Raw genomic sequence first — 23,906 nt, forward strand, 5'->3', positions numbered from 1 at the left:
GTGCTCCGATGGACGCGGGCCAGAGCCGGGCGGAGTGCCGACAGCTGGGGCATCCAGCGAGCCGGTAGCCAGTCATCGGCCGTCGCCCAGGCCGACGGGGTCGACGGTGGAGAGCAGCGAGCCGTTGGCGCTCGTGGTTCATCCGACGCGGGCCGAACAGGATCTCGATCTGGCCACCGCCCGGCGGATCGCTGATGGGGCGGTCAGTTCGTGGCGGGGATTCCGGGTGGTCCGGGACGTCCGGGCCGTGGAGCGCTCTGCTGGAGCGCTTGCCGTGGTGCCGACCTCAAGAGTGGGGCCTTCGGTCCGGCCGCTCACGGTTGGTGGGGTGGATCCGTTCGACGAGCCGGCGCGGTACCCGTTGCGGATCAAGGGGCCACAGCCACCCGCCCAGGTCGTGGCGATGACTGCCGGTGGGGACTTAATGCTCGGGAGGAGGGTCGGAGCGGCTTCGGCGCGAGCCGGCGACGTCTCCCGGCCGTTGCGCGCGATCGGGCCGCGGCTGAAGGCCCCTGATCTCACCGTGGTGAATCTCGAGAGCACGCTCTCCACAGCGGGTGAGCCACAACAAGGCGGTGATTCCTTCGCGGCTCCGCCTGGCGTGGTCGCCGGACTGCGGGACGTCGGCATCGATGTGGTCTCGCTGGCCAACAATCACACCGGGGACTTCCAGCGACGCGCTCTCGTCGAGACCGTGCGGCTGGTGAAGGCGGGCGGGCTGCAGCCGGTCGGTGCCGGGAGCAATCTCCAGGAGGCGGCCCGTCCGGTGATCGTCACGCGGGACGGGGTCCGGTTCGGGTTCCTGGCCTTCAACGCGATCGGTGAGACGCCGCGGGCCACGGCGACCACCCCCGGTGTGGTCGAGGTGCGCATGCCGCCGAGGACGGGGCCGCTCAACCAGGGCGACCTCGCCGCGGTCACCAGGGCGATCCGGGCACTCAAGACCTCGGTCGACGTGGTCGCGGTGCTGCCGCACTGGGGTCAGCAGTACACCCACGACCCGGTACCGGCGCAGCGGGCGGTAGCGGCAGCGCTGACCACCGCGGGTGCGGATCTGGTGATCGGTGGGCACCCGCATTGGGTCCAGGCGGTGGAGTTCCCGGCGGGCAAGGTGGTCGCTCACTCGCTGGGCAACCTCGTGTTCGACATGGACTTCGCGCAGCAGACCCGGGAGGGGGTCCTGCTGGAGCTCACCTACTGGGGCAAGACGTTGAAGGCCGCGCGCCTCACGCCGTACGTGATCGGGGCCGACTTCGGCCCGCGCGTGGTCACGGGGACGAGGGCGGAGCAGATCCTTGCCGACCTCCGCTCAGCCCGTTAGGAGCCATCCGGACGCTACGCGGCCCATCCGTTCGAGCTGGGCCGGGTCCACGACGCCGGGGAGGTCACGGGCGCTGTGGTACTCCGCGTAGGGGGTACTGCCGAGCCGCACGCCGGGGAGGCCGGCGCGGACGAAGGACCAGTGGTCGCTCGACCTGTTCACGCATACCCGGCTCCGTACGCCGAGTCGGGCCGCGACCGCGCGGACCTGGGTGCGCAGCGCGAGCTGATCGGGGGAGCCCGCGCAGATCGGGACGACGGCGCCTACGCCTACTCGGTCCAGGGAGACCATGCCACGCAGCGCTGTCCGGTGAGCCTGCGGGAGGGACGCGACGTACGCGCGGGAGCCGTAGTGGTGGCGGCTGTCGCCGGGGCCGCGTGGTTCCTCGGCGCCGAAGGCGATGAACGCGGTGGGGAAGCGGGTCGGGCGGTCCCGGTGGAGTCTCGCGGTCTCCAGGAGGACGGCGATACCGGAGGCGTTGTCCTCGGCGCCCGGTGCTTGAGGGACGGTGTCCAGGTGGGCGCCGACGATCCGGTGTGGCGCGGCGGGGTCGAAGCCGGGGCGGGTGGCGATCAGGTTCCAGGACGTGCCGGCGCGGACGGGGATGCCCCAGGAGGTTCCGGCGGGGACCGGGACCGGCTGGCGGCGCGTTTGGTACCCGGCGGCACGGAACTGTTGTTCGAGCCAGCCGAGCGCGGCCCGGTACGCGGTACTGGTCCCCTCGCGCGGGCCGATCCCGGCGAGGTGGCGCACGGTCGTCAGTGCCGCCGCCCGGTCGAAGCTGCGAGGGGCGGTGCTCGACGGGGAAGGGACCGTCGGCGGCGGTGTCACCGTGGGTGAAGGCAGGAAAGACGCTGAGGGCGTTGGTGGGGAAGGCGGGGGCTCAGCTTCGGGTGGGCTGCTGGTGCAGGCGGTGGTGGCCAGCAGGGACAGCAGCGTGGCCAGGGCTGGAGTGGCGGCCCGCATACCTCCATCCTGCCCAGGACACCCAAGCCGAGGTGGGCTGGGTTGGCACGGTGCTGCCGGTGGCCCTGATTGGTCGCTTGATTCATCGGATGTGTGGGTAGTGTCTGCGGACCACCTCTGCTTTCGGGAGCCTCCTGTGACGCACGACCGCCACTCCTATGCCGAACCTGCCCTGGTCCGGACCACCCACCTCGCGCTGGAGCTCGAGCTGGACTTCGACGCCAAGGTCGTGGCCGGGAGTGCCACCCATACGCTCGCCTGGACCAGTCCGGGTGAGCGCCTGGTCCTGGACACCCGCGACATCACGGTCACGGCCGTGGACGGCGCGACCTCGGACGGCTGGGAGCCGCTGGAGTTCAGCCTCGCGCTGCCGGACGAGGAGCTCGGGTCCGCGCTGACGATCCGTACCGCGGGCCACGAGCAGGTCCGGGTGAGCTACCGGACGGCGCCCACGGCAACGGGTCTGCAGTGGCTGGAGCCGTCGATGACGGCGGGCGGGTTGTTGCCGTTCATGTTCAGCCAGTCGCAGGCGATCCACGCGCGCAGCTGGGTACCGGTGCAGGACACGCCGAGCGTCCGGTTCAGCTACGCGGCGCACGTGACCGCTCCGCCCGAGCTGATGGTGCTGATGAGCGCGGACAACGGCACCGAGTCCCGCCGGACCGGGTCCTACGACGTGGTGATGCCGGAGCCGATCCCGTCGTACCTGCTGGCGATCGCGGCCGGTGACCTGGTGTTCGAGCCGACCGGGGAGCGGTCCGGGGTGTGGGCCGAGCCGGAGATGGCGAAGCGGGCCGCCGCGGAGTTCTCCGACACCGAGGAGATGATGCGGGTCACCGAGGCGCTGTTCGGCCCGTACCGCTGGGGCCGGTACGACCTGCTGGTGCTGCCGCCGTCGTTCCCGTACGGCGGGATGGAGAACCCGCGGATGACGTTCGCGACCCCGACCGTGGTGATCGGGGACAAGTCGCTGGTGAACGTGATCGCGCACGAGCTGGCGCACAGCTGGTCCGGCAACCTGGTCACCCAGGACAGCTGGGACGACATCTGGCTGAACGAGGGCTTCACGTCGTACGTGGAGAACCGCATCGTCGAGGCGGTGTACGGCACCGAGACCGCGGTGATGGAGACCGCGATCAAGCAGCACTCCACCGCCAAGCTGGAGCCGTTCACGCCGGCACAGCTCGTGGTGGAGCTGCCGGGCCTCAACCACGGCACCGAGTACCACGGCACCACCGGGCTCGGTCCGCTCAAGGGATCCTGGTTCCTGTCGTGGCTGGAGGAGCGGTTCGGGCGGGACGTGTTCGACCCGTTCCTGCAGGGGTACTTCGACCGGTTCGCGTTCCGCAGCATCAACTCGACCGACTTCGTCCAGCATCTCCACGAGCACCTGCTCACGCCGCACCCGGACGTGGTGACCGCGGCAGAGGTCGCCGCCTGGCTGGACGAGCCGGGGATTCCGGCGTTCGCGCAGCGGGCCGAGTCGGCGCGGTTCACCGCCGTGGACGAGGCACGCGACACGTGGCTCCGTACGGGTGAGCTGCCGAGTGGTGGGAAGAGCTGGACTACGCAGGAGTGGCTCCGCTTCCTTGACGCGGCCCCGGACCAGCTGAGCGTCATCCAGTTGCAGCAGCTCGACCGCGAGTTCACCTTGACCGGCACGGCGAACGGTGAGATCGCCCGCCGCTGGTACTCGATCGCGGCCACCAGCGAGTACATCGCGGCGTACGACGAGCTGGCCGGCTTCCTGACGCGGGTGGGCCGGATGAAGCTGGTCCTGCCCGTCTACAAGGCGCTGAGCGCGACGGACGAGGGGCGCGCGTTCGCCGCAGAGGTGTTCGCCGCGGCGAAGCCCGGGTACCACCCGATCACGACAGCGGCCGTGCAGAAGATCCTCGGGTCAGGAACGTGACGACGGACCGCTGAAACGACACTGGACGTCAGCTCCGGGTCGCCTGTCTCGCCGGTCGGGTGCGGGGGCGGCGCCGGACCCGCTGTAGGCCCATGGTGCTCTCCCGCGGAAGCAGGGTGAATCCGGCCTTCACCCGACGGCGGGCGGCCGCTGAGTCACCCTCGATCCGTTCGACCAGCATGCGGACTGCTTCGGCAGCGATCTGTTGCTTGTCCGGAACGATGGTGGACAGCGTCGGGGTGATGGTGGCACCGGCGGCGATGCCGTCGACTCCGATCACCGCGATGTCGTCCGGGACGCGATAGCCCTGCTCGTACAGCCGGCGCATCGCGACCAGCGCGAGTTCGTCGTTGAAGCAGAAGATCGCGTCGATCGGCTCCGGCAGGTCGAGCAGTGCGTCGGTCGCCACCCTCGGGTCCACGCCGTGCGGCCGGTCGACGTCGACGACCAGGGCAGGGTCGAACTCCAGACCGGCCGCGGCGAGCGCGCGCTTGTAGCCGTCCAGGCGGATCTTGCTGACCACGCCACCGGTGTTGCTGGGCAGGCTTCGCAGGACACCGATCCGCTGACGGCCGATCGACAGCAGGTGTTCGGTGGCTGCCTCTCCGACCGCCCGGCTGTCCACCGCGACGCTGTCCACTCCGTTGGAGACCCGCTCGCCGAGCAGCACCAGCGGCGTGGTGTCCTCCCGCCTGCGCAGGTCTGTCGCACCCAGTTGCCACGGACACAGGATCATCCCGTCGATGAGCTGGGTACGAAACCCCTCGGCCACGGTCTGCTCGCGGGTCAGGTCGCCGTACGTGCAGTCGATCAGCACCGTGAGCTCGTGCTGCTCGGCCTCCCTGACGATCAGGTGTGCCAGCTCGCTGAAGTACGGACCGCGGACCGAGGGCAGGGCCAGCGCGATCATCCCGGACCGTCCCCGACGCAGGGTGCGGGCCGAGAGGTTGGGCCGGTAGCCGAGCTCCTCCAGCGCCACCGTCACCTTGGCTCGCAGCGCCGGCGACACGTGTTGGTAGCCGTTGACCACGTTGGACACCGTCTTGACGGACACGCCCGCTCGTTCGGCGACATCCTTGAGTCGGGTCCGCATCTGGTCCTCCTCGGTCAGGGACGCACCCTCAGCTGGTCGAAGATCGCGTTCTCGCTCGCGTGCAGGCCGATGCTACCGCCGGTCCGCGGCCTGCCGTCACGCCAGCTGATCGCCTTCGCCTCGTCGACGTACACCTCGATCCGGCTGCCGGCATGCACGGTTCTCAACCGGTACCGGGTGCCGGCCGTCACCGGTGCGGGCAAGGTGCCATGGGCAACCTCTTTGGCCACCCCGGCCTCGACGCGGCTGAGCCGCACCTGGTCCGAGCCGGTGACGAGTTCGGTCCGGTAGCCGTTCAGCGTTGTGGCCGCGGGGGAGCCGACCGGCCCGGCCTCGGCCCGCGTGACCAGGCCGGCCGACCCGGAACCGGACAACTCCACCTCCACCTCGTTGCTGCTGTCACGGAAGTAGGTCGCCGACGCCGCCACATCCGCAGCGGCATCGGTGCTCACTGCCAGTCTGGCATCGTCGGTCTGGCGCCATGTCCCCCCGTACGACGCGAATCCGTCCGGTAGTCCCGTCGCCGGTCGGAAGACCTCGAACGGCTCAGCCACCGGCAGCCGAGTGGCCCAGTCCTGCCAGGTACCGATCAGGCGCCGCTTGTCCTCGCCGTATCGCGGACTGGTCGCCTCGTTGTGCCGCTCGGTGTGACCGTCAGGGGTTCCGTCGCCGTCGTAGTCGCGATCGAAGTCGTACAGCTGCTCGCTGGTCTCACCGGTCGGGGTCACATCGCGCAGGTACTTGAGGTCGCCGGCCCGGATCGCCAGCCGGGCGCTGCCCACCGGTGCGCCGCCCTGGACGTTGTCGCCGTAATAGCGCCAGTGCAGGCTGGTGTGAGCGGGCCGGCCGCTGAGGACGTGCGGGACCAGGTCGACCCCTGGCCGGTCCCCGTCCTGCCACGGCGCGCCCGCGGCCGTCGCGAAGGTGGGCAACAGGTCCAGCGCGCTCACCATCTCGTTGTACTCGGTACCGGCTGGGATCCGGGCCGGCCAGGCCATCGCGAACGGCACCCGGACGCCGCCCTCGAACGCGGAGTACTTCCGGCCGTTCAGCGGGCCGGTCTGCCAGTCGTGCTCCGGCCCGTTGTCGGAGGTGAAGGCGACGATGGTGTTGCGGACGTTCGGATCGCTGCTGTGGTTGCCGGTGATGCCGTCGGCGGCGTCCAGCGCGTCCATCACCCGGCCGACACCCTCGTCGACGATGCGCACCATCTCCTCGTACCGGGCCCGCTCATCCTGGACCGGAGCCGGCAACGAGCACGCGGTCCGGGTCTGGAGGGGTACATGGGGTGCGTTGTAGGACAGGTACAGGAAGAAGGGATCCTGCTGCGCGGCATGCTGCCCGACGAAGTCCGCCCCCTGCTCACTGAACTCGTCGGTGAGGTACTGATCGGGGTCCTGGCTGCGGTAGCGCCCGGCCGCGGCATCCCACGCGAAGGTCGAGTTGTCGTTCTCCGGGCAGTACTGAGCGAGCCCGGCGAGCACACCGTAGAACTCGTCGAACCCCAACTGGTGCGGCAGGTTCGGCTTGTCCTGCACCTCGTCCTCACCCATGAACCGGTCGATACCGGACAGGTCCCATTTGCCGACGGCCTTGGTCGAGTACCCCGCGGTCTGCAGTAGCTTGCCCATCGCCGGGCCGGGCGCGCGGTCGCCGGTCAGATCGGTCGGGAGGCGACGAGCGGAGACGTTGCTGTCCGCGCCCCAGCGCGCCGGGTCGCGGCCGGTCATGAGCCCGAGCCGGGACGGCGCGCACACCGGTGCCGCCGCGTAGCCGTCGGTGAAGGTGACACCGGCGTCGGCGAGGGCCGCGAGATGCGGTGTGTCGATGCTGCCGCCGTACAGCGAGGTGTCGGCGAAACCGAGGTCGTCGGCCAGGATCATGATCACGTTCGGCCTGCCGGGGTCGGCCCCAGGCGCACCGGTGCCGGTCCCCACGCCGGCCGCCGGGGCGCCGAGGCAGCCCGCCGCGGCGACCAGACCGAGGCCGAGCCCACCGATGATTGCCTTCCTGCGCCGGTTCATCGTCAACTCCTTCGTTCGTTGCCGCACGGGTCGGAGCCGGCGGCCGTCAGGGCCGGCGCTGGCGTCGCTGCGATTATGCGCGCGGTGCACCAGGGTGTACAGGTCTCGGCTTACAACGTAGTAAATTTCCTTGGCCGACGATCGGTCCGAGCTGTTGCGGAGAGCCTGGATCACCTGCTAGACCAGCGTTTACAACGTTATCCAGTTTCGGCGACGAACCCTGTCCAGGTGCCGCCCGAAGGGGAGTCATGGTGTCCGAGCGAACAACCCGTCCCGCCCTGCTCCGATCAGCCGTCGTCCCCTTGGTGGCGGCCGGCCTGCTGGCCGCAGGCCTGATCTCCACCACCGATCGCCCGGCCCGTGCGGGCACTCGGCCGGCCGACGAGGGACCGGTCGTGCGGGTCCAGGCGAAGGATCGGCTGGCGCCACTGTCGCCGTACCTGACCGGCGTGAACATCGATCAGTGGTTCGGCAACTCCCACGGCCTCTGGGATCCGGTCCGCGACGCCCCGAACCCGGAGGTGGTCGCCAAGACCAGACGGACCGGGCTCGGCATGGTGCGCTTCCCGGGCGGCACCTCGGCGAACCTGTACGACTGGAAGAAGGGCATCGGACCCACGGCGGAGCGGGGCTGCCAGACCGACGGCAGCGCGAACGGCGGCGCCGGGGTGCTCGACAGCGTCTACGGCCCGGACGAGTACATGGAGTTCGTCGCCGCCACCGGTACCGAGCCGGAGATCATGACACCGATGGCGAACTCGACTCCGGCCGATGCGGCGGACTGGGTCGAGTACATGAACGCCGCGGTCGGCACCAATCCCCGCGGCGGTGTGGCGTGGGCCCAACGCCGGGCGGACAACGGGCACCCGGCGCCGTACGGGGTGAAGTTCTGGGAAGTGGGCAACGAGCCGGACCGGGTCAACTCGCAGAACTACTGGCGCAGCACCGACCCGGTGATCGCGGCCCGCCAGTACGCGTTCGGCGGGAGCCAGGCACAGGTCGGCCAGCGACTCGCGCGCGGATGTGACCGTCGGCCGGCCGCGTCGGCGGGTGACGGCAAGCCAGGGCAGCAGCTCACCTTGTACTATCCGCCGGCTGTGCCCGGATCGCAGACGATCAAGGTGGGAGGCGCGGTCTGGAGCGAGGTGGCGGATCTGAGTGCCGTCGGTCCGGACGAGAAGGTCTACGCCTTCGACCCGAAGACCGGGGCGGTGCGGTTCGGCGACGGGGTCCACGGTGCGATCCCACCGGACGACGCGGAGGTCCGCGCGGACTACACCTCCGGGCCGAAGCCTGGATTCGCCGACTTCTACGACGCGATGAAGCAGGCTGATCCGGCGATCGACGTCTGCGCCAGCTGGGCGCCGGTCACCGTGGCCAGCGGGCTCGGAAACGCCTCGTTCGCCGAGTTGATGGCGCGGGCCGGCCGGGCCGGCGACTACGACTGCGTCCTGATCCACCCGTACACGAACTTCCTGCGTGACTTCGGGGACGCCGACTGGGAGACGGCTCGGGAAGGCCACGACGAGCACATGCTGGGTGAGGCGCGAGCCACGTCACTGGTGCGCGACCTGCAGGCGGATCTGGCCGAGCACAGCACCGGTCAGGCCTACGTCGGGATCTCGGAGTTCGGCGCTCTGTGGTTCGGCGGTCAAGGCGATGTATCGGCCTACCCGTCCTGGACGACGGCGATGTCGCACGCCACCTACATGGCCTCGCAATGGACGCGGTACGCCCAGCTGGGCGTGCCCTGGGTGCTGGGCAACACACTGATCTCGGAGGCCCCGACGGGCCTTCGCGCGGTCCTCGGCGGCCCTTCGACCTACGTCTACACGGTCGACGCGCTGGTGCGGGAACAACTGGCGCCGATGCTGCGCGCCGGTGGTGCCTCGGTCCGCACCAGCCTCGACGGCAATCCGCAGGTCGTCCCGGTCGAGCCAGAGCCGGGATTCGGACCCTCCTACGACGCCCTCACCGCCACCGCGACGGTCGGTGCCGATGGCAAGCTCCGGATCGTGGTGGTGAACCGGCACCCGGACCAGGCGGTGACCGCGAAGGTGGTACCGGCGGGGTACCGGCACACGGGGCAGGCCAAGGTCTCGACGATCGCGGGGGAGGACTTCACCTCGTTCAACGGGATCGAGAATCCCGACGACGTGCAGCTCGAACACAGCACCGCGAAGGCCGGGTCCGGCGACTTCGAGTACAGCTTCGCCGCGCACTCCGTCACCGTGCTCGAGCTGTCCAAGGGCTAGCGCCAGGTCTCGGTTCGCTGACCGGCTGGCCGGGCCGATCCAGGCGGTACCGGTGGGTGCGGTGGGTGATTTGGTAGCCCAGGGCATCGTTCACGGCCCGCATGGCGTGGTTCGACTCGGCCATGTCGGTCAGCAGTCCGCGCAGCTCGGGGTAGTCGGCGCGCACCTGGCGGATCTGCTCGGCCTTCACCCAGCGAGCGAGGCCGTGTCCGCGGTGCTCCGTGCGTACCGCGGTGCCGTAGTGCTGCGCATCCGCCTGCCCGTCACCCGGTACGACGAGTTCGGTGAACGCGACCACGTCACCGGACTCCTGGTGGATCGCGGCGACCGTGTGCAGGCGGTCGCCGCGCTGCGCCACCACCTCGGCGACGAACCGGGACCGCTCCACGTCCCACGCCTCCACGCCGTACGAGATGTCGCCGATCGGGGCGTCGTTCATCGCGGCGCGCGTCACGGTGAACGACTCGATCAGGTTGTCGGGCGGTGCACCCTGCCACGCCACCAGCTCGTACCCCGTGGGCGGCGCGACCGAGGGTACGTCGGTGTCTCGCAGCGGCAGCCTGGTGAAGACGAGGGTCAGCCCGACCGTGAATCCGTGCCGGGCGAGGAAGTGGTCACCAGGCGACTCCGCGACCGCGTCGGCGAGGACGATGCGCGCCTCGTTCTCCCACGCCGCTGTGGTCGCAGCGTCGAGCAACAGCGAGCCGACGCCCTTCCTGCGCTCCGCGGGATGCACCGTGAGTTCCAGCTCGGTCAAGTGCGCCTGGGACGGCTTGCTGTTGAGTCGGAGGTACGCCGAGCCGACCGGGTTGCCGTCCGCGTCGGCAGCGAGCCACGCGAGTCGACGGCTGAACGCGCGGTAGTCCGGATCGGTCAGGGGAGTGATCGTGATGGCCAAGCCCGCAACCTAACCAACCACCAGCTCACCGGGCAACCAGCTCACCGGGCAACCAGCTCACCGGGCAACCACCAGGGCCTGGGCGGGACCGGGTGTCGGCTACCGTGCTGATGCTGCGACCGCACGGGGCCGCGGGGACGAGGGGAGCCGGGGTGAACCAGGGCTTTGGGGGAGAACAGGTACGGACGATCGGTGCGGACCACATCGCGCTCCGCGAGCAGGTGCTCAACGAGTTGCGCCGGCGGATCGTGGACGGCGACTACGAGCAGGGTGAGCGGCTGACCGAGAACCGGCTCGCCGACGACTTCGGGGTGTCCCGGAACCCGGTCCGCGAGGCGTTGCGGGTCGTGGAGACCGAGGGGTTCGTGGAAATCCTGCCGCGCCGCGGTGCCGTGGTGGCGACGCTGGACGACACCGCGATCCGGGACCTGTTCGCGGTGCGCAGGCAGCTGGAGACACTCGCCGCGGGGCTCGCGGCCGAGCGGGCGACCGAGCAGGATGTGGAGCGGCTGCGTGGTCTGCTGAAGGAGGCGCAGGCCGCGACCGAGGCGGGGGACTTCGACCGGGTCGCGGAGCTGAACAGTGCCTTGCACCTGGCCGTGTTCGACATCAGCGGCAACCGCTGGCTGGCGTCGTTGTCGGGGGCGATGTACCACCACGTCCACTGGGTGTTCCGCGTCGGTGCCGCCCAGCGTGCGCCGCACTCGTGGGAGGAGCACATCCGCGTGGTGGACGCGATCGCCGCCGGTGACCGGGAGGCCGCGACGGAAGCAGCTCGCGCCCACATCGAGGCTGCTGCCGCCGCTGCACTCCCGCTCAAGTAGTCAGGGTCACCGCCCGGTCGCGTAGCCCTGCATGCCACGGGGATTCGCAGCCGCGGTGAGCACGCCGTCCGGCTCCCGTCCCACTGCACAGAGCCGGCCGAGGCTCCACGCGTCCGCGTCGGTGACCACGTGCCCACGTCGTACCAGCTCGTCGCGCACCGCTGTCCCCAGGCGGCTCTCCATCACGAGGCTGCCCGGCTCCATCGCCCGCGGGTAGAACGACGAGGGGAAGCCCGTCGTGTGCCACGCGGGTGCGTCGATCGCCTCCTGCAGATCCTGTCCGCCCGCAAGGTTCCGCAGCAGAAACAGCAACTGCCACTGGTCCTGCTGGTCACCACCAGGCGAACCACAGGCGAGCACGGGCACGCCGTCCCGCAGTACGAGGGTCGGCGTGAGGGTGGTCCGAGGACGCCGCCCGGGAGCGAGGGACGAGGCCAGGCCCTCTTCCAGCCAGAACATCTGCAAGCGGCTCCCCAGGCAGAAGCCGAGCTCGGGGATCGTCGGCGACGACTGCAGCCAGCCACCGCTCGGGGTCGCGGACACCACGTTGCCCCACTGGTCGATCACGTCGACGTGACAGGTGTCGCCGCGCGTCACGCCCTCGGGGGCCACGGTCGGTTCGCCGACGGTCGCGTCCACCCCGACATCGTTGCCGAGAGCAAGAGAGGGCAGCGTCGGTGTCCGGCCGTCGGGTGCACCCGGCCGGAGATCCAGCGAGGCGGTTTCACCGACGAGGGCGGCGCGGGTCCTCGCGTACGCGGGGGAGAGGAGCGTCTTCAGCGGGGTCTCGGCCCCATCGCCGTACCAGGCCTCGCGGTCGGCGTACGACAGCTTGGTCACCTCGACCGTGGTGTGCACGGCCTCCGCGCTGATGAGGTCCAGGTCCGCCGGGTCGCCGAGTTCCGCGAGGACGGCCAGCGACTGCAGCAGCGCGGGTCCCTGTCCCCACGCGCCCGTCTTGGCGACGGTGTGACCGTGCCAGTCGAGCGTCGCCGGCTCCTCCCAGCTCGCCTCGAACCCGGCGACGTCGTCCCCGGTGACCAGGCCGGCGTGGTCCTTGCCGCTCGAATCCCGGTGCGGCTGCCGCATGAACTCGTCGATCGCCTCGGCCACGAACCCCTCACGCCACGTGGATCGCGCCCGCTCGATCTGGGCGACTCGGTCCGCACCGGCAGCCTCCCCGGCGACCACGAGGCGCTCCAGCGTGTCGGCGTACGCCGGGTTCTTGAACAGCGCGTTGGTCTCGGGCGCCTTTCCGCCCTGCAACCAGAGCGCGGCGGAGGTCGGCCAGTGCTCGGTGAACAACTCCTGCACGGTACGGACCGTGTCCCCGACCCGCCCGACCACCGGGTGCCCGTTCCGCGCGTACCCGATCGCGGGCTCCAGCACGGTACGCAGTGGGAGGCTCCCGTGGTCGCGGAGCAGCAGCAGCCACGCGTCGACCGCCCCCGGTACGGCGGCAGCCAGCGGGCCCGAACCAGGGATCAACGACAGCCCGAGGGAACGGAAGTGCTCGATGGTCGCCCCGGCGGGAGCGACCCCTTGACCGGAGAGGACACGGGGCGTCGGGTCCTCGGCGGTGGCGATGATCGCGGGGACCTCACCACCGGGACCGTTCAGGTGCGGCTCCACCACGTGCAGCACGAACCCGGCGCACGCGGCCGCGTCGAACGCGTTGCCGCCGAGCTCCAGGATCCGCATCGCCGATTGGGACGCCAGCCAGTGCGTGGACGAAACCATCCCGAACGTACCGCGCAGCGTGGGCCGGGTGGTGAAGTTCATCGAGCAGCTCCCCTGTGAGTTGGTTGGTCCAGGCGTACGTCGGGCCCGGTGCCGTCGTCGGCGACCAGGTGACACGCCACCTGGTGTCCGCCCACACCGATCTCCCGGGACTCGGGGACCACGGTCCGGCATCTCTCCACGGCGACCGGGCACCGAGTGTGGAAGCGGCAGCCGGACGGCGGGTCGATCGGCGACGGCAGGTCGTCCCCGAGCAGGACCGGGTTCCGGGACCGCTGGGTGGTCGGGTCGGGGACGGGCGCCGCAGACAGCAACGCCTGCGTGTACGGATGCGCCGGCGCACCGAAGATGCGCTCGCGCGGACCCTGCTCGACCAGTTGGCCGAGGTACATCACGGCGACCTCGTCGGCGAGGTACTCCACCGCGGAGAGATCGTGGGTGATGAACAGGCAGGCGAATCCGAGGTCCCGCTGGAGATCGGCGAGCAGGTTGAGCACCGACGCCTGCACCGAGACGTCCAGCGCGCTGGTGGGCTCGTCGGCGACCAGCAGCCGTGGTGAGGAGATCAGGGCGCGCGCGATGCTGACCCGCTGACGTTGTCCGCCGGACAGCTCGTGCGGTGAGCGCTGGGCGACCTCGGGGCGCAGCCCGACTCGGCGGAGCGCGTCAGCGACAGGTCCTGCGGTGTCGCGCTGCTTCATCAGCCGCAGTGGTTCGCCCACGATGTCGCCGACCGACAGCCGTGGATCCAGTGAGCCAGCGGGGTCCTGGAAGACGATCGACACGTCCCGCCGATGCGGACGGAGCTGCCGCCGGCTCAGGTGGGTGATGTCGTTGTCGGCAAGCCGGATCGTCCCGTCGGTCGGTTCGAGCAACCGGACGATGCAGCGGCCGACCGTGGACTTGCCCGACCCGCTCTCGCCGACCAGCGCGACCACGGTGCCCTTGCGGATCCGCAGGGACACCCCGTCCACCGCACGGACCGGGCCGAAATGCATGACGAGGTCTTCCAGCTCCAGCGCGTACATCAGACCTCCACCGGTTCGCGGACGGGATTCCAGCACGCCACCTGGTGTTGCGGGTTCCCGTTCGCTGCGAGGACGGGCTGCTGCGTCGTGCACGTGTCCACGGCGCGGGGACAGCGGTCGGCGAACGTACAGGCGTCGGGCTGCTCGGTGAGTACCGGGACCAACCCGGGGATCTCGTTGAGCCGGTGCGTCCCCGCGTGCCGTCCGGCCGAGGGCGAGGCGGACAGCAGCCCCGCGGTGTACGGGTGCTGTGGCCGGGCGAACAGGTCGTGCACGTCGGCGGTCTCGACGACGCGCCCCGCGTACATCACCGCGACCCGGTCGGCGAGATCCGCGACCACGCCGAGGTCGTGCGTGATCAGGACGACGCTGGTCCCGAGCCGCTCGCGCAGGCCGCGCAGTACGTCGAGGATGCCGGCCTGGATCGTCACGTCGAGCGCCGTCGTCGGTTCGTCCGCGATCAGCACCTTCGGGTCGCACGCGACCGCCATGGCGATCATCACCCGCTGGCGCATTCCGCCGGACAGCTGGTGCGGGTAGTCGTCGACCCGGCGCTCGGCCGACGGGATACCGACCAGCTTGAGCAGTTCGACGGACCGTTTCCTCGCGGCTGTCCGGGACAGGCCGTTGTGGACGCGGAGCACCTCGCCGATCTGGTGGCCGACGGTGAACACCGGGTTCAGCGAGGTCATCGGCTCCTGGAAGATGTACGCGAGTTCGCGGCCCCGGATCGAGCGCAGTGTCTTCTTGCCGGCGCCGATCAGCTCCACCCCGTCCAGCCGGACCGAGCCGTCGACGGACGCGGAGCGGGGGAGCAGGCCGGCCAGGCTCATCGCGGTGACGCTCTTGCCGCAGCCGGACTCGCCGACGACGGCCAGCACCTCGCGTTCGGCGACTTCGAGGTCGACACCGTCCACGGCCGACAGCCGGCCGTCCTCGGTCCGGAAGCTGACCGACAGACCACGGACGCTCAGCACGGGGCTGGAATCAGTACGGTGCTCCGTCATCGGCGGCTCGCTCTCGGGTCGACGGCGTCGCGCAGGCTGTCGCCGACGATGTTGAACGCCAGGGTCAGCAACATGATCGCCAGGCCCGGCATCACCGCCGCCCACGGGGCCTTGGTGGCGAACTGCTGCGCGTCGGACAACATCGTGCCCAGGCTCGGCGCGGGCGGCTGGATGCCGAGCCCGAGGAACGACAGCACGGCCTCGCCGAGGATCGCAGCCGGGATCGCGACCGTGGCCTGGACGATGATCACCGACGCCGCGTTCGGCAGGATGTGCCGGCCGAGTACCCACAGGTCGCCGGCACCCTCGACGATCGCGGCCGCGACGAAGTCGAGCGACTTCAGCCGCAACGTCTCCGACCGGACGATCCGGATCACCCCCGGAATCTGCGCGACCCCGATCGCGATCGCCGCGTTGCCGAGGCTGGCACCGCGGATCGCGGCCAGCCCGACCGCCAGGATCAGGAACGGGAACGCCAGTACCAGGTCGGTGAACCGCGAGATCAGCGCGTCGATCGCGCGGAAGTACCCGGCCATCAACCCGAGCGGCACCCCGACGACCAGCGACGTGGCGACCGCGAGCAGTCCGACGTGCAAGGACGCACGGAGGCCGTACATGATCCGGGACAGCACATCGCGGCCGAGATCGTCGGTGCCGAGCACGTACCCCGCGGTGCCGGGCGACGCGAACGCCTCACTCAGATGTGTCTCGGTCGGCTCGTGTGGAGCCAGCCAGGGTGCGAACACCGCGGCCAGGACGGCGATCCCGAGGACGACGAGTCCCGCGATCGCGAGCGGATTGCGGAGCAGGCGGCGCACCACCTTGCGGCGCCGCGACGACAGCGGGGCGGCCGCGGTCACGGTCACATCGGCGACTGCCATCACACCTCACCTCGGACCCGGATCCGCGGATCGATCACGGAGTACAGCAGATCGACCAGCAGGTTGATGACGATGTACGCCGTGGCCGTGACCAGCACGACGGCCTGGATGACCGGGTAGTCGCGCTGGAACACGGCATCCACGGTGAGTTTGCCGAATCCCGGCAACGCGAAGATCCTCTCGGTCACGACCGCCCCCGAGATCAACGCGCCCAGCTGCAGCCCGACGATCGTCACGACGACGATCAGGCTGTTGCGCAGTGCATGCCGGCCGATCACAGCGCGCGGTGGCAGCCCTTTGGCTTCGGCGGTGCGGATGTAGTCGGCCGAGAGCGCGTCCAGCATCGACGACCTGGTCTGCCGCATGATCACCGCGGCGAGCCCGGTCCCGAGGATCACCGCCGGCAGGACCAGGTGGTGCAGATTGCGGACCGGATCCTCGAAGAACGGCACGAACCCCGACGCCGGGAACAGGCCGGTCGCCACCGACAGGTACAGGATCGCCATCAGGCCGAGCCAGAAGTTCGGCACCGACAAGCCGAGCAGCGCCAGCCCGTTGGCGGCCCACTCGGCGGGCCGGCCGCGGCGTACGGCTGCGACGACGCCCGCGCCGACCCCGATCAGGCTCGCGATCAGGATCGCCAGCGCCGACAGCTCCAGGGTGACCGGGAGCGCGCTCTTGAGCATCCCGACCACGCTCTCGCCCGTCCTGATCGAGTCGCCGAGATCGCCCCGGACCGCGTGGCTGACGAACTGCCAGAACTGCACCAGCAGCGAGTCGTCCAGCCCGTACTGCTCACGGATCGCGCGCAGCGACTCGGGATCGCGGTCCTCCCCGGCGAGCGCGAGGGCGGGATCACCCGGCAGCGCCCGGACCCCGAGGAACACCACGATCGTTGCCAACAGCAAGGTGACCAGCGACTGCCAGAGCCGGCCGAGCAGGTAGCGCCTCATCCGGCGGCCCTACTTGGCGAAGCCGGCGAACGCGGTCCGGATCACCCCGTCCGGATAGGTCTGGACGCCGAGCACCTTCTTCGAGACCCCGGTCAGGTTGCGCTGCCGGTACAGGTAGATCAGCGGGTCGTCCTGCTGCAGCTTGCCGACCACCTGGCCGTACAGCTCGATCCGCTCCGCCTGGTCCTTGGACTGACGGGCGTCGGTGAGCAGCTGGTCCACCTCGGGGTTGTTGTAGCCGGCAACGTTCTGGCTGCCCTTGGAACCGACGAAGTTGAAGATGTTCGCGTCCGGGTCGACCCGGCCGGACCAGCCGAGCTGGAGCAGTTCGAAGTCACCGCGGTCCTGCTGGTCCAGCAGCGACGCGTACTCGACCGGCTTGATCACCAGGTCGAACCCACCCTCCTTCACCATCGCCTGCAGTGCCTGGGCGAGGCGGAGACTGTCCGGGTTGTTCGAGGTGATCATGCTGACCTTGTACGGCGTGCTGACGCCGGCCTGGCCGAGCAGTTCCTTCGCCTTGGCCGGGTCGTGCCCGGGGCAGGTCTGGGCCGCGTCGCTGGTGAACTCACTCTTGGGCGAGATCGGCGAGCAGGCGACCGTGTTCAGCCCGTTGAAGATCGACTTGACCAGCGCCTCCCGGTCGATCGACGCCTCCAGCGCCTGCCGGACCCGCGGGTCCTTCGCGATCGGGGTGTCCAGCTGCTTGACCGGGTTCCCGATGCCGGTGGCGTTGCCGATGTTGATCGTCAGGCCCTGGTACCCGAGGGACTGCGACTGCAGCACGGACAGGCTGCCGTCCTTCTGCAGTTCGGGCGCGTCCTGGGTCGAGAGCGAGTCGGCGATCTGCGCGTCTCCCGAGCGCAGGTTCGCCGACCGGATACTGGAGTCGGTGATGATCCGGTACTCGATCGCGTCCAGCTGGACCTTGGCGGCGTCGTAGTACAGCGGATCCTTGACCACCTTGATCGAGTTCTGCGCGACCCGGCTGGCGAACTTGAACGGGCCGACACACACCGGCCCGGTGGAGAAGTCGGCCCCCAGCTTGCTCACCGCGGCCGGGCTGAGCACCATCCCGGCCCGGTCCGCAAGCGCGGCGGTCAACGGGGCGAACGGCTTGGTCAGCTTGATCACGACCGTCTTCGGGTCCGGCGTCTCGACCGAGCTGATCGGTCCGAGCTCGCTCTTGCGGCCGGAACCGGCGATCGTCAGCCCGCGCTCGATCGACCCCTTCACGGCGGCCGAGTCGAACGTCCCGCCGTCGGCGAACTTCACGCCCTCGCGCAGCGGGATGGTCAGGCTGAGGCCGTCGGCCGAGATGGTCGGCAACGCGGTCGCCAGCTGCGGCACCACCTTCGCGTCCGGGCCGAGGTCGTACAGCTTCTCGCACATGGTGTGGAACACGTACCGCGAGTACAGGCTGCGCGAGAGCGACGGGTCGAGCTTGTCCGGATCGGCCGACAACGCCACGGTCAACGTCCCACCGGGCTTCACCTGCGCCGGATCGGCCTTGTCGCCGAACACGTCCTGGGTCGCACCGGCCTGGTCCCCGCTGTCTCCGCCGGTCTGGTCGCCGCTGGATTCCACCGGCGAGCAGGCCGTCGCCGCGGCGACCAGGGCGAGGACCGCGACCGAACCGGCCAACCGGTGCCGGGAGCCTCGACGGGGGCGGATCGGCCGCGACGCGGTTCGACGGAGCATGGCGTCCTCCAGGGGATGAGCGGTTCCGTCGACTGTTTCATGTATACAAGGAGGGTGCGCAAGTGATTCGGCGAGTTTGCCTCAGACTGTTATCGAACCCCTTACGCGGAGCACCGACCGACGTCACGAGGTTCTTGTGGCGAGTTGCTCGGTGGCTCAGACCTGCCTGTTTACTTGACGATCGAGCGTGCCTCGATACTTGCGGGCCGTTGTCCGATGAGGGTTGTGCCGGGGCTCTCGCCCGATCGAGGGACTCGTCGGGAACACGCCGCCCCGCGGGGTTCGTATACAGAACGTGGCCGCGGGTACGGCGTGTGATCGAGTTGGTGCCGTCGGTCAGATGTCCCAGGCCGCCGGGTACCGGATCTGGCCGGAAGGCATCGCCCTGGCGGGGTCGAGCTGCAACGCCATCACGTTCGGCCCGGTGACGTCGGCGTGGGTGATCCCGAACGACGCGGCCGGTTCGAACCCGAACCGCGGGTAGTACTCGAGATGCCCGAGCAGCACGACAGCCGCCTCACCGGCTTCGCGTCCAGCATCGAGCGCTGCGCGGATGGCCGCACTACCGGCGCCCTGCCGTTGGTACGCGGGTCGGACCGCGACGGGGCCGAGGGAGAGGACGGCGACGTCATCGACGTGGCACCGACTCAGCAAGGCGTGCGCGACGACGTCGCCGTCCGGTGTGGTCGCGATGATCGACAAGCCGGGCAACCAGGCGGCCGGGTCGGCCCGCAGAGCGTCGACGATGTCGGGCTCGTAGGTCCGGCCGAACGCCTGCAGATTGACCTCGCGGACCGCGGCGACGTCGGCCGTGGTCTCGGCACGGGTGATCCAGGAAGGAGTGGACAACGGGAAACCCTTTCAAACCAAGGGATCCAGCGGTTGCCTGAGACGTTCAGGCCGCTGGACTCCAGGAGCGGAGCAGGACAAGCGAAGGCACACCAGTAGCGGCGCGCGAACTCGGCGCGGTCATCAGCTCCACTCCCTTCCCGATCGTCGGAGGTCCACCGCGACCCTACTGCGCCACCGCGGCCCACGCACAGGAATTACCAGTCGTCGGACGAGGCGAAGGCGGTAGTGGGATCGCGGTCGGCGGGGCCGGCGGGGATCCAATGTTCGTCGTCCTGGCGGTACGGGTGCCAGCGGCCGACCTTGTCCAGGCGGAGCTGGCGGGGGACAGGTACGAACGCGGTGAGCCTGTTGTCCTCGGTGGTGAGCTCGAGTGGTTCGTCGGCGGCCGCTTGCAGCTCGGTCCGCGCTCGGGCGAGGTCTTGCGGGTCCGGGGACCACGTGTGCTCGAGAACGTCGAGGCCGGGCGCCCCACCGTACGACCACGCCTGCACGCCAAGTGCGAGTGCGTCAGCTCGACCCGATGCGGAGGCGAGCGGCTCGGCCAGCTCCGGGAAGTCGGCGGCCAGGCGTACGGCGTCCTGCCACTCGTCGAGGATCCACGGCTCCGGCGCACCCGCCAGTACCGCCGCGAGCTGGGCGCGTGCTCGCCGGGCCGCGTCGAGCGCGAGCAACGGGAGCAGCGGCAACTCGGTGAGCGGATCGATGCCGCTGACAACCAGCTCGTCCAGCCCGATCCTCCCCGGCAGCTCCGGATCCGCCGGCAATGCACCGACCTCCGCGCTCCCCACCGTCTCGGTCCTGACGACCGCGGCGCTCCCGGCATCCGTAGGCCCGACCGTCGACGCGTCAGCGCCGGCGGCGGATTGGCCGGTCTCGTCCGAGATGCTCCGGGTCATGCGTTGTTGCAGGTCGTCCAGCAGGCTCTCGCGGGAGCGCCCGCGCATCAGCAGCAGCACGAACGGATCCTGGTCGAGCAGCCACGCGACCTGGTAGCAGAGCCCGGCCGCGTGCTGACACGGAAGCTCCCAGGCCTCGCACGTACACGACGGATCGAGATCGCCGATCCCCGGCAACAACGGCACGCCCGCGTCCTCGGCCGCCGTCACCAGGTCATGCGGCATCTCCCCGTCGAGCAGCGCGGCGATGTGACCCGCCCTGGCCCCGACCTGGTCGAGGAACCGCGCCCACTGGTCGTCGCTCAACCGGTCCACGACCACGACGGACTCGTACGTGTCCTCGGGCGCGATGACGATCGCGGCGATCCGTCCCGGGCTGATCGTGATCGTGCCGACCTGGCCCGAGTTCGCCGTCCGCCGTCCCTTCCGCAACTGGTCGTTGTCGAGCGACGTGTCCTCCATCGCCTGGATCCACGCCCTCGCCCACCAGGACCGTCCCCTGGTACTGCGCCCGCGCTGGGCCGCGAACGCCGGGAATCCTCGCGCCTCGGTCATCGCGCACCCCGCAACTCGACCAGGTCGGCCAACTCGGCGTCGGTGAGCTCGGTGAGCGCGGCCTCCCCGGCGGCGAGGACCGCGTCGGCCAGTTCGCGTTTGCCGGCGAGCATGGCCGCGATCCGGTCCTCGATGGTGCCCTCGGCAATCAACCGGTGCACCTGGACCGGCTTCGTCTGCCCGATCCGGTACGCGCGGTCGGTCGCCTGGTCCTCGACGGCCGGATTCCACCAGCGGTCGAAGTGGACCACGTGATCGGCGCGGGTCAGGTTGAGCCCTGTCCCCGCGGCCTTCAGCGAGAGCAGGAACACGGGCACCTCGCCGGCCTGGAACCGCTCGACCAGCTCCTCCCGCGTCCGCACCGGGGTGCCACCGTGCAGGAGCTGGGCCCCGATCCCGCGATCCGCGAGATGCCGCTCGAGCAGCCGCGCCATCTCGACGTACTGCGTGAAGACGAGCACGGCCCCGTCCTCGGCGACGATCGTGTCGAGCAGTTCGTCCAGGAGTTCGAGCTTGCCGGACCGGCCGGACAGGCGAGCGCCGGCCGGCTCCTTGAGGTACTGGACCGGGTGGTTGCAGATCTGCTTGAGCCCGGTCAACAGCTTCACGATCAACCCACGCCGGGCCATCGCGTTACTCGCCTGCACCTCGCTGAGCAATTCGCGCACCGTGGCTTCGTACAGCGCGGCTTGCTCGCGAGTCAGCGACACCGGCTGGTCGGTCTCGGTCTTCGGCGGCAGTTCGGGCGCGATCCCCGGATCGGACTTACGGCGCCGCAGCAGGAACGGCCGGACCAGCTTCGCCAGCCGGTCGGCGACCTCCTGGTCCTTGTCCGCTTCGATCGGCGTCGCCCACTGATTGCGGAACGTGCCGAGCTTGCCGAGCAGTCCGGGCGTCGTCCAGTCCAGGATCGCCCACAGCTCGGAGAGGTTGTTCTCCACGGGCGTCCCGGTCAGCGCGACGCGGGCCTGCGCCGGAACGGTCCGCAGCGCCTTCGCGGTGCCCGAGGACGGGTTCTTCACATGCTGGGCTTCGTCGGCGACGAGCAACCCCCACCGATGCGCCGCCAACTTGGCCGCGTCCCGGCGCAACGTCCCGTAGGTCGTGAGCACGAACCCGCGGTCCGCGCCTTCGACCGTCCGCCCTGGTCCGTGGAAGCGGCGGACCGGCGTCCCGGGGGCGAACCGTTGCACCTCGCGCTCCCAGTTCCCCAGCAACGAGGCCGGGCAGACGACCAGGGTCGGGCCTTCCGTACCGGCCGCGGTCTGGCGGTGGAGGTGGAGCGAGATGAGCGTGATCGTCTTGCCGAGACCCATGTCGTCCGCGAGACAACCGCCGAGGCCGAGCTCGGTCATCCGGACCAGCCACTGCAGTCCGCGGAGTTGGTAGTCGCGCAGCGTGGCCCGCAGAGCGGCCGGGGCTTCGAGGGGTCCGTCGGGGCGGTCCGGGTCGGCGATCCGGGCGCGCAGGTCGTCGAGCCAGCGAGCCGGCGTGACTGCGATCCGCTCGCCGTCGAGCTCGGCCGTCCCGGTGAGCGCGACGCCGAGCGCGTCGATGGCCGTGACCGGTTTGAGGATGCGCTCGCGGGCTCGGCGGGCGAGCTCGGGGTCGACGAGCATCCACTGGTCGCGCAACCGCACCACCGGGCGGGTCGCCTCCGCCAGCCGGTCCAGCTCCTCCTCGGTCAGCGGATCGTTGCCAAGCGCAACCTCCCAGCGGAAGTCGAGCGTGCTGTCCCCACCGAAGAACCCCGGCAGGTCCGACGGCGGTCCGTCCGCCGAACTGATCGCCGCCCGCGAGGTGAGGGCGCGCCCGAGACTGCGCGGCCAATGCAGGTCGACACCGGCCGCCGACAACCGCTGCGCCGATCCGGCGAGCAGTGCGCCGACCTCCTCGTCGGACAGGTCGATCCGGTCCGGGACGGCCGAGTCGAGCAGCCGACTCAACGGCGGCCAGACCCGCGCGGCCCGGCGAATCGCGAGCGTGGCGTCGATCCGCGCCCGCGGCCCGAACCCGGGAACCTCCGCGGACCAGACCTCGTCCGCATCCCGCACCAGCGTCGGATCCTGCAAGCTGTGCAACTGCACGACAGCCCGGAACCCGAGTACGGTCTCCGGCCCGGCCGACTCCAGCGTCGGCTGTGAGGCCTCAGGCAGCTCGATCCTCAGAGAGATCCGGACCCCGGAATCGAGCCCGGCCGAAACCTCGTCGGCCCACCCCCGCAGCCGCTGCGCCGACTGCGGCGCTCTCGCGGTGAACAAGCTGGTCCCATGAGCCTTCACCGCAGCCGGCGACCGAGGCATCCCATCAGCCACCGCGTCCAAGAACCCCCGCACCAGGTCCTCAGCCACCACCACCTGAGGCCCGCCACCACGACCGCGGGCATCGTCGGCACCGTCGGCAGTTGCCGCGCGGTCGCGGCCGTAGACCTCGGCCCGGTTCTGGTCCGCCGATTGCTCCGCAACGGATGGGCTCGGCTGAAGAACAGCTCGCGCCTCGGGCGGCATCGCTTCGGCGAGTTGGAGTACTCGCTCGACGTCGGCTTGATCGAGCGGACCGACCCGCCAGGCGTCGTGACCGGCCGCGGAGACGCCCGGCAGCAGCCGGCCGCGGGCGACCAGCTGCAGCGCGACCACCGAGGCCGCGCCCCAGAACGCCGCCGCCGGATGCGCCCGCCGATCCCGCCGCGCCCGCCCGAGGACCGGTACCGCCTCGGCAACCGGTACCTCGACGCCGCGCACCCGCCGCGGTTCCGGCGCCTCACCGTTGCCAGCGGCAACCAGGACGTCGAGCTCGGTGACCTCGCCGGCCCCGAGGGGGAGTGGCTCACCCGCCGGATCCCAGAAGGTGACCGTGCCGGCCCTCGGCGGATCAGCCGGCCGGAACACCGCGGCCAGCCCACCCAACTCCGACAACCCCGACAACCCCGCCGCCGACCCCAGCAATCCAGCCGCCGATCCACCGGCCCGCAGAGATCCCGTCAGCCCGTCCAGTCCTACC

The 23,906-nt window shown here is 70.4% G+C and carries 17 protein-coding genes; 4 read left to right on the forward strand and 13 right to left on the reverse strand.

What is annotated here, in order from left to right:
• Positions 1-328 precede the first annotated feature (328 nt).
• Complete coding sequence (locus tag FB561_RS25485; RefSeq protein ID WP_170284760.1) at positions 329-1,321, forward strand: CapA family protein; 993 nt, start codon at positions 329-331, stop codon at positions 1,319-1,321.
• On the opposite strand, the gene FB561_RS25490 is transcribed toward FB561_RS25485, so the two are convergent.
• Entirely contained in the window at positions 1,310-2,074 is a 765-nt protein-coding gene (locus FB561_RS25490; RefSeq protein ID WP_238335052.1) for a M28 family metallopeptidase, read from the reverse strand. The two genes, FB561_RS25485 and FB561_RS25490, sit on opposite strands and share 12 nt — an antisense overlap.
• Positions 2,075-2,423: 349 nt before the next feature.
• On the opposite strand from FB561_RS25490, the gene FB561_RS25495 reads away from it, so the two are divergent.
• The gene (locus FB561_RS25495; protein ID WP_145811004.1) at positions 2,424-4,199 is read left to right on the forward strand and encodes a M1 family metallopeptidase; all 1,776 of its coding nucleotides are present in this window, start codon (positions 2,424-2,426) and stop codon (positions 4,197-4,199) included.
• A gap of 28 nt (positions 4,200-4,227) precedes the next feature.
• Here FB561_RS25495 and FB561_RS25500 read toward each other — a convergent pair whose 3' ends face one another.
• Positions 4,228-5,292, reverse strand: coding sequence for a LacI family DNA-binding transcriptional regulator (locus tag FB561_RS25500; RefSeq protein ID WP_145811006.1), 1,065 nt, complete (start codon positions 5,290-5,292; stop codon positions 4,228-4,230).
• Positions 5,293-5,306: 14 nt separating this feature from the next.
• A complete protein-coding gene (locus tag FB561_RS25505) occupies positions 5,307-7,316 on the reverse strand; it encodes a sulfatase-like hydrolase/transferase (protein ID WP_145811008.1) in 2,010 nt (669 codons plus the stop codon).
• Between the two features lie 251 nt (positions 7,317-7,567).
• On the opposite strand from FB561_RS25505, the gene FB561_RS25510 reads away from it, so the two are divergent.
• Complete coding sequence (locus tag FB561_RS25510) at positions 7,568-9,571, forward strand: hypothetical protein (protein ID WP_145811010.1); 2,004 nt, start codon at positions 7,568-7,570, stop codon at positions 9,569-9,571.
• Here the strand turns inward: FB561_RS25510 and FB561_RS25515 are convergent.
• Positions 9,543-10,469 carry a GNAT family N-acetyltransferase gene (locus tag FB561_RS25515; protein WP_145811012.1) on the reverse strand — a complete coding sequence of 309 codons (927 nt, stop codon included), beginning with the start codon at positions 10,467-10,469 and terminating at the stop codon, positions 9,543-9,545. The genes FB561_RS25510 and FB561_RS25515 overlap by 29 nt on opposite strands.
• 152 nt (positions 10,470-10,621) lie before the next feature.
• On the opposite strand from FB561_RS25515, the gene FB561_RS25520 reads away from it, so the two are divergent.
• Positions 10,622-11,293: a GntR family transcriptional regulator gene (locus FB561_RS25520; RefSeq protein WP_170284761.1), complete on the forward strand. Its 672-nt coding sequence runs from the start codon at positions 10,622-10,624 to the stop codon at positions 11,291-11,293.
• A gap of 6 nt (positions 11,294-11,299) precedes the next feature.
• Here the strand turns inward: FB561_RS25520 and FB561_RS25525 are convergent, their stop codons facing one another.
• From FB561_RS25525 to FB561_RS25565, 9 genes are all read right to left on the reverse strand, one after another.
• Positions 11,300-13,075 carry a gamma-glutamyltransferase family protein gene (locus FB561_RS25525; RefSeq protein WP_145811016.1) on the reverse strand — a complete coding sequence of 592 codons (1,776 nt, stop codon included), beginning with the start codon at positions 13,073-13,075 and terminating at the stop codon, positions 11,300-11,302.
• A complete protein-coding gene (locus FB561_RS25530) occupies positions 13,072-14,061 on the reverse strand; it encodes an ABC transporter ATP-binding protein (protein WP_145811018.1) in 990 nt (329 codons plus the stop codon). Before FB561_RS25530 ends, FB561_RS25525 begins: the two co-directional genes overlap by 4 nt.
• Positions 14,061-15,068: an ABC transporter ATP-binding protein gene (locus FB561_RS25535; RefSeq protein WP_145811020.1), complete on the reverse strand. Its 1,008-nt coding sequence runs from the start codon at positions 15,066-15,068 to the stop codon at positions 14,061-14,063. The genes FB561_RS25530 and FB561_RS25535 overlap by 1 nt, the downstream gene beginning before the upstream one ends.
• Positions 15,065-15,949, reverse strand: coding sequence for an ABC transporter permease (locus FB561_RS25540; RefSeq protein WP_145811022.1), 885 nt, complete (start codon positions 15,947-15,949; stop codon positions 15,065-15,067). Before FB561_RS25540 ends, FB561_RS25535 begins: the two co-directional genes overlap by 4 nt.
• Complete coding sequence (locus tag FB561_RS25545) at positions 15,949-16,902, reverse strand: ABC transporter permease (RefSeq protein WP_145811024.1); 954 nt, start codon at positions 16,900-16,902, stop codon at positions 15,949-15,951. The genes FB561_RS25540 and FB561_RS25545 overlap by 1 nt, the downstream gene beginning before the upstream one ends.
• A gap of 9 nt (positions 16,903-16,911) precedes the next feature.
• Complete coding sequence (locus tag FB561_RS25550; protein WP_145811026.1) at positions 16,912-18,603, reverse strand: ABC transporter substrate-binding protein; 1,692 nt, start codon at positions 18,601-18,603, stop codon at positions 16,912-16,914.
• Positions 18,604-18,939: 336 nt separating this feature from the next.
• On the reverse strand, positions 18,940-19,452 hold the full coding sequence (locus FB561_RS25555) for a GNAT family N-acetyltransferase (RefSeq protein ID WP_145811028.1): 513 nt from the start codon (positions 19,450-19,452) through the stop codon (positions 18,940-18,942).
• 197 nt (positions 19,453-19,649) lie between these two features.
• On the reverse strand, positions 19,650-20,906 hold the full coding sequence (locus tag FB561_RS25560) for an SWIM zinc finger family protein (protein WP_145811030.1): 1,257 nt from the start codon (positions 20,904-20,906) through the stop codon (positions 19,650-19,652).
• A complete protein-coding gene (locus FB561_RS25565; protein WP_238335053.1) occupies positions 20,903-23,821 on the reverse strand; it encodes a DEAD/DEAH box helicase in 2,919 nt (972 codons plus the stop codon). The genes FB561_RS25560 and FB561_RS25565 overlap by 4 nt, the downstream gene beginning before the upstream one ends.
• Positions 23,822-23,906 lie beyond the last annotated feature (85 nt).

Origin of the sequence: Kribbella amoyensis (genome assembly GCF_007828865.1) — a bacterium.
Lineage (GTDB): Bacteria > Actinomycetota > Actinomycetes > Propionibacteriales > Kribbellaceae > Kribbella > Kribbella amoyensis.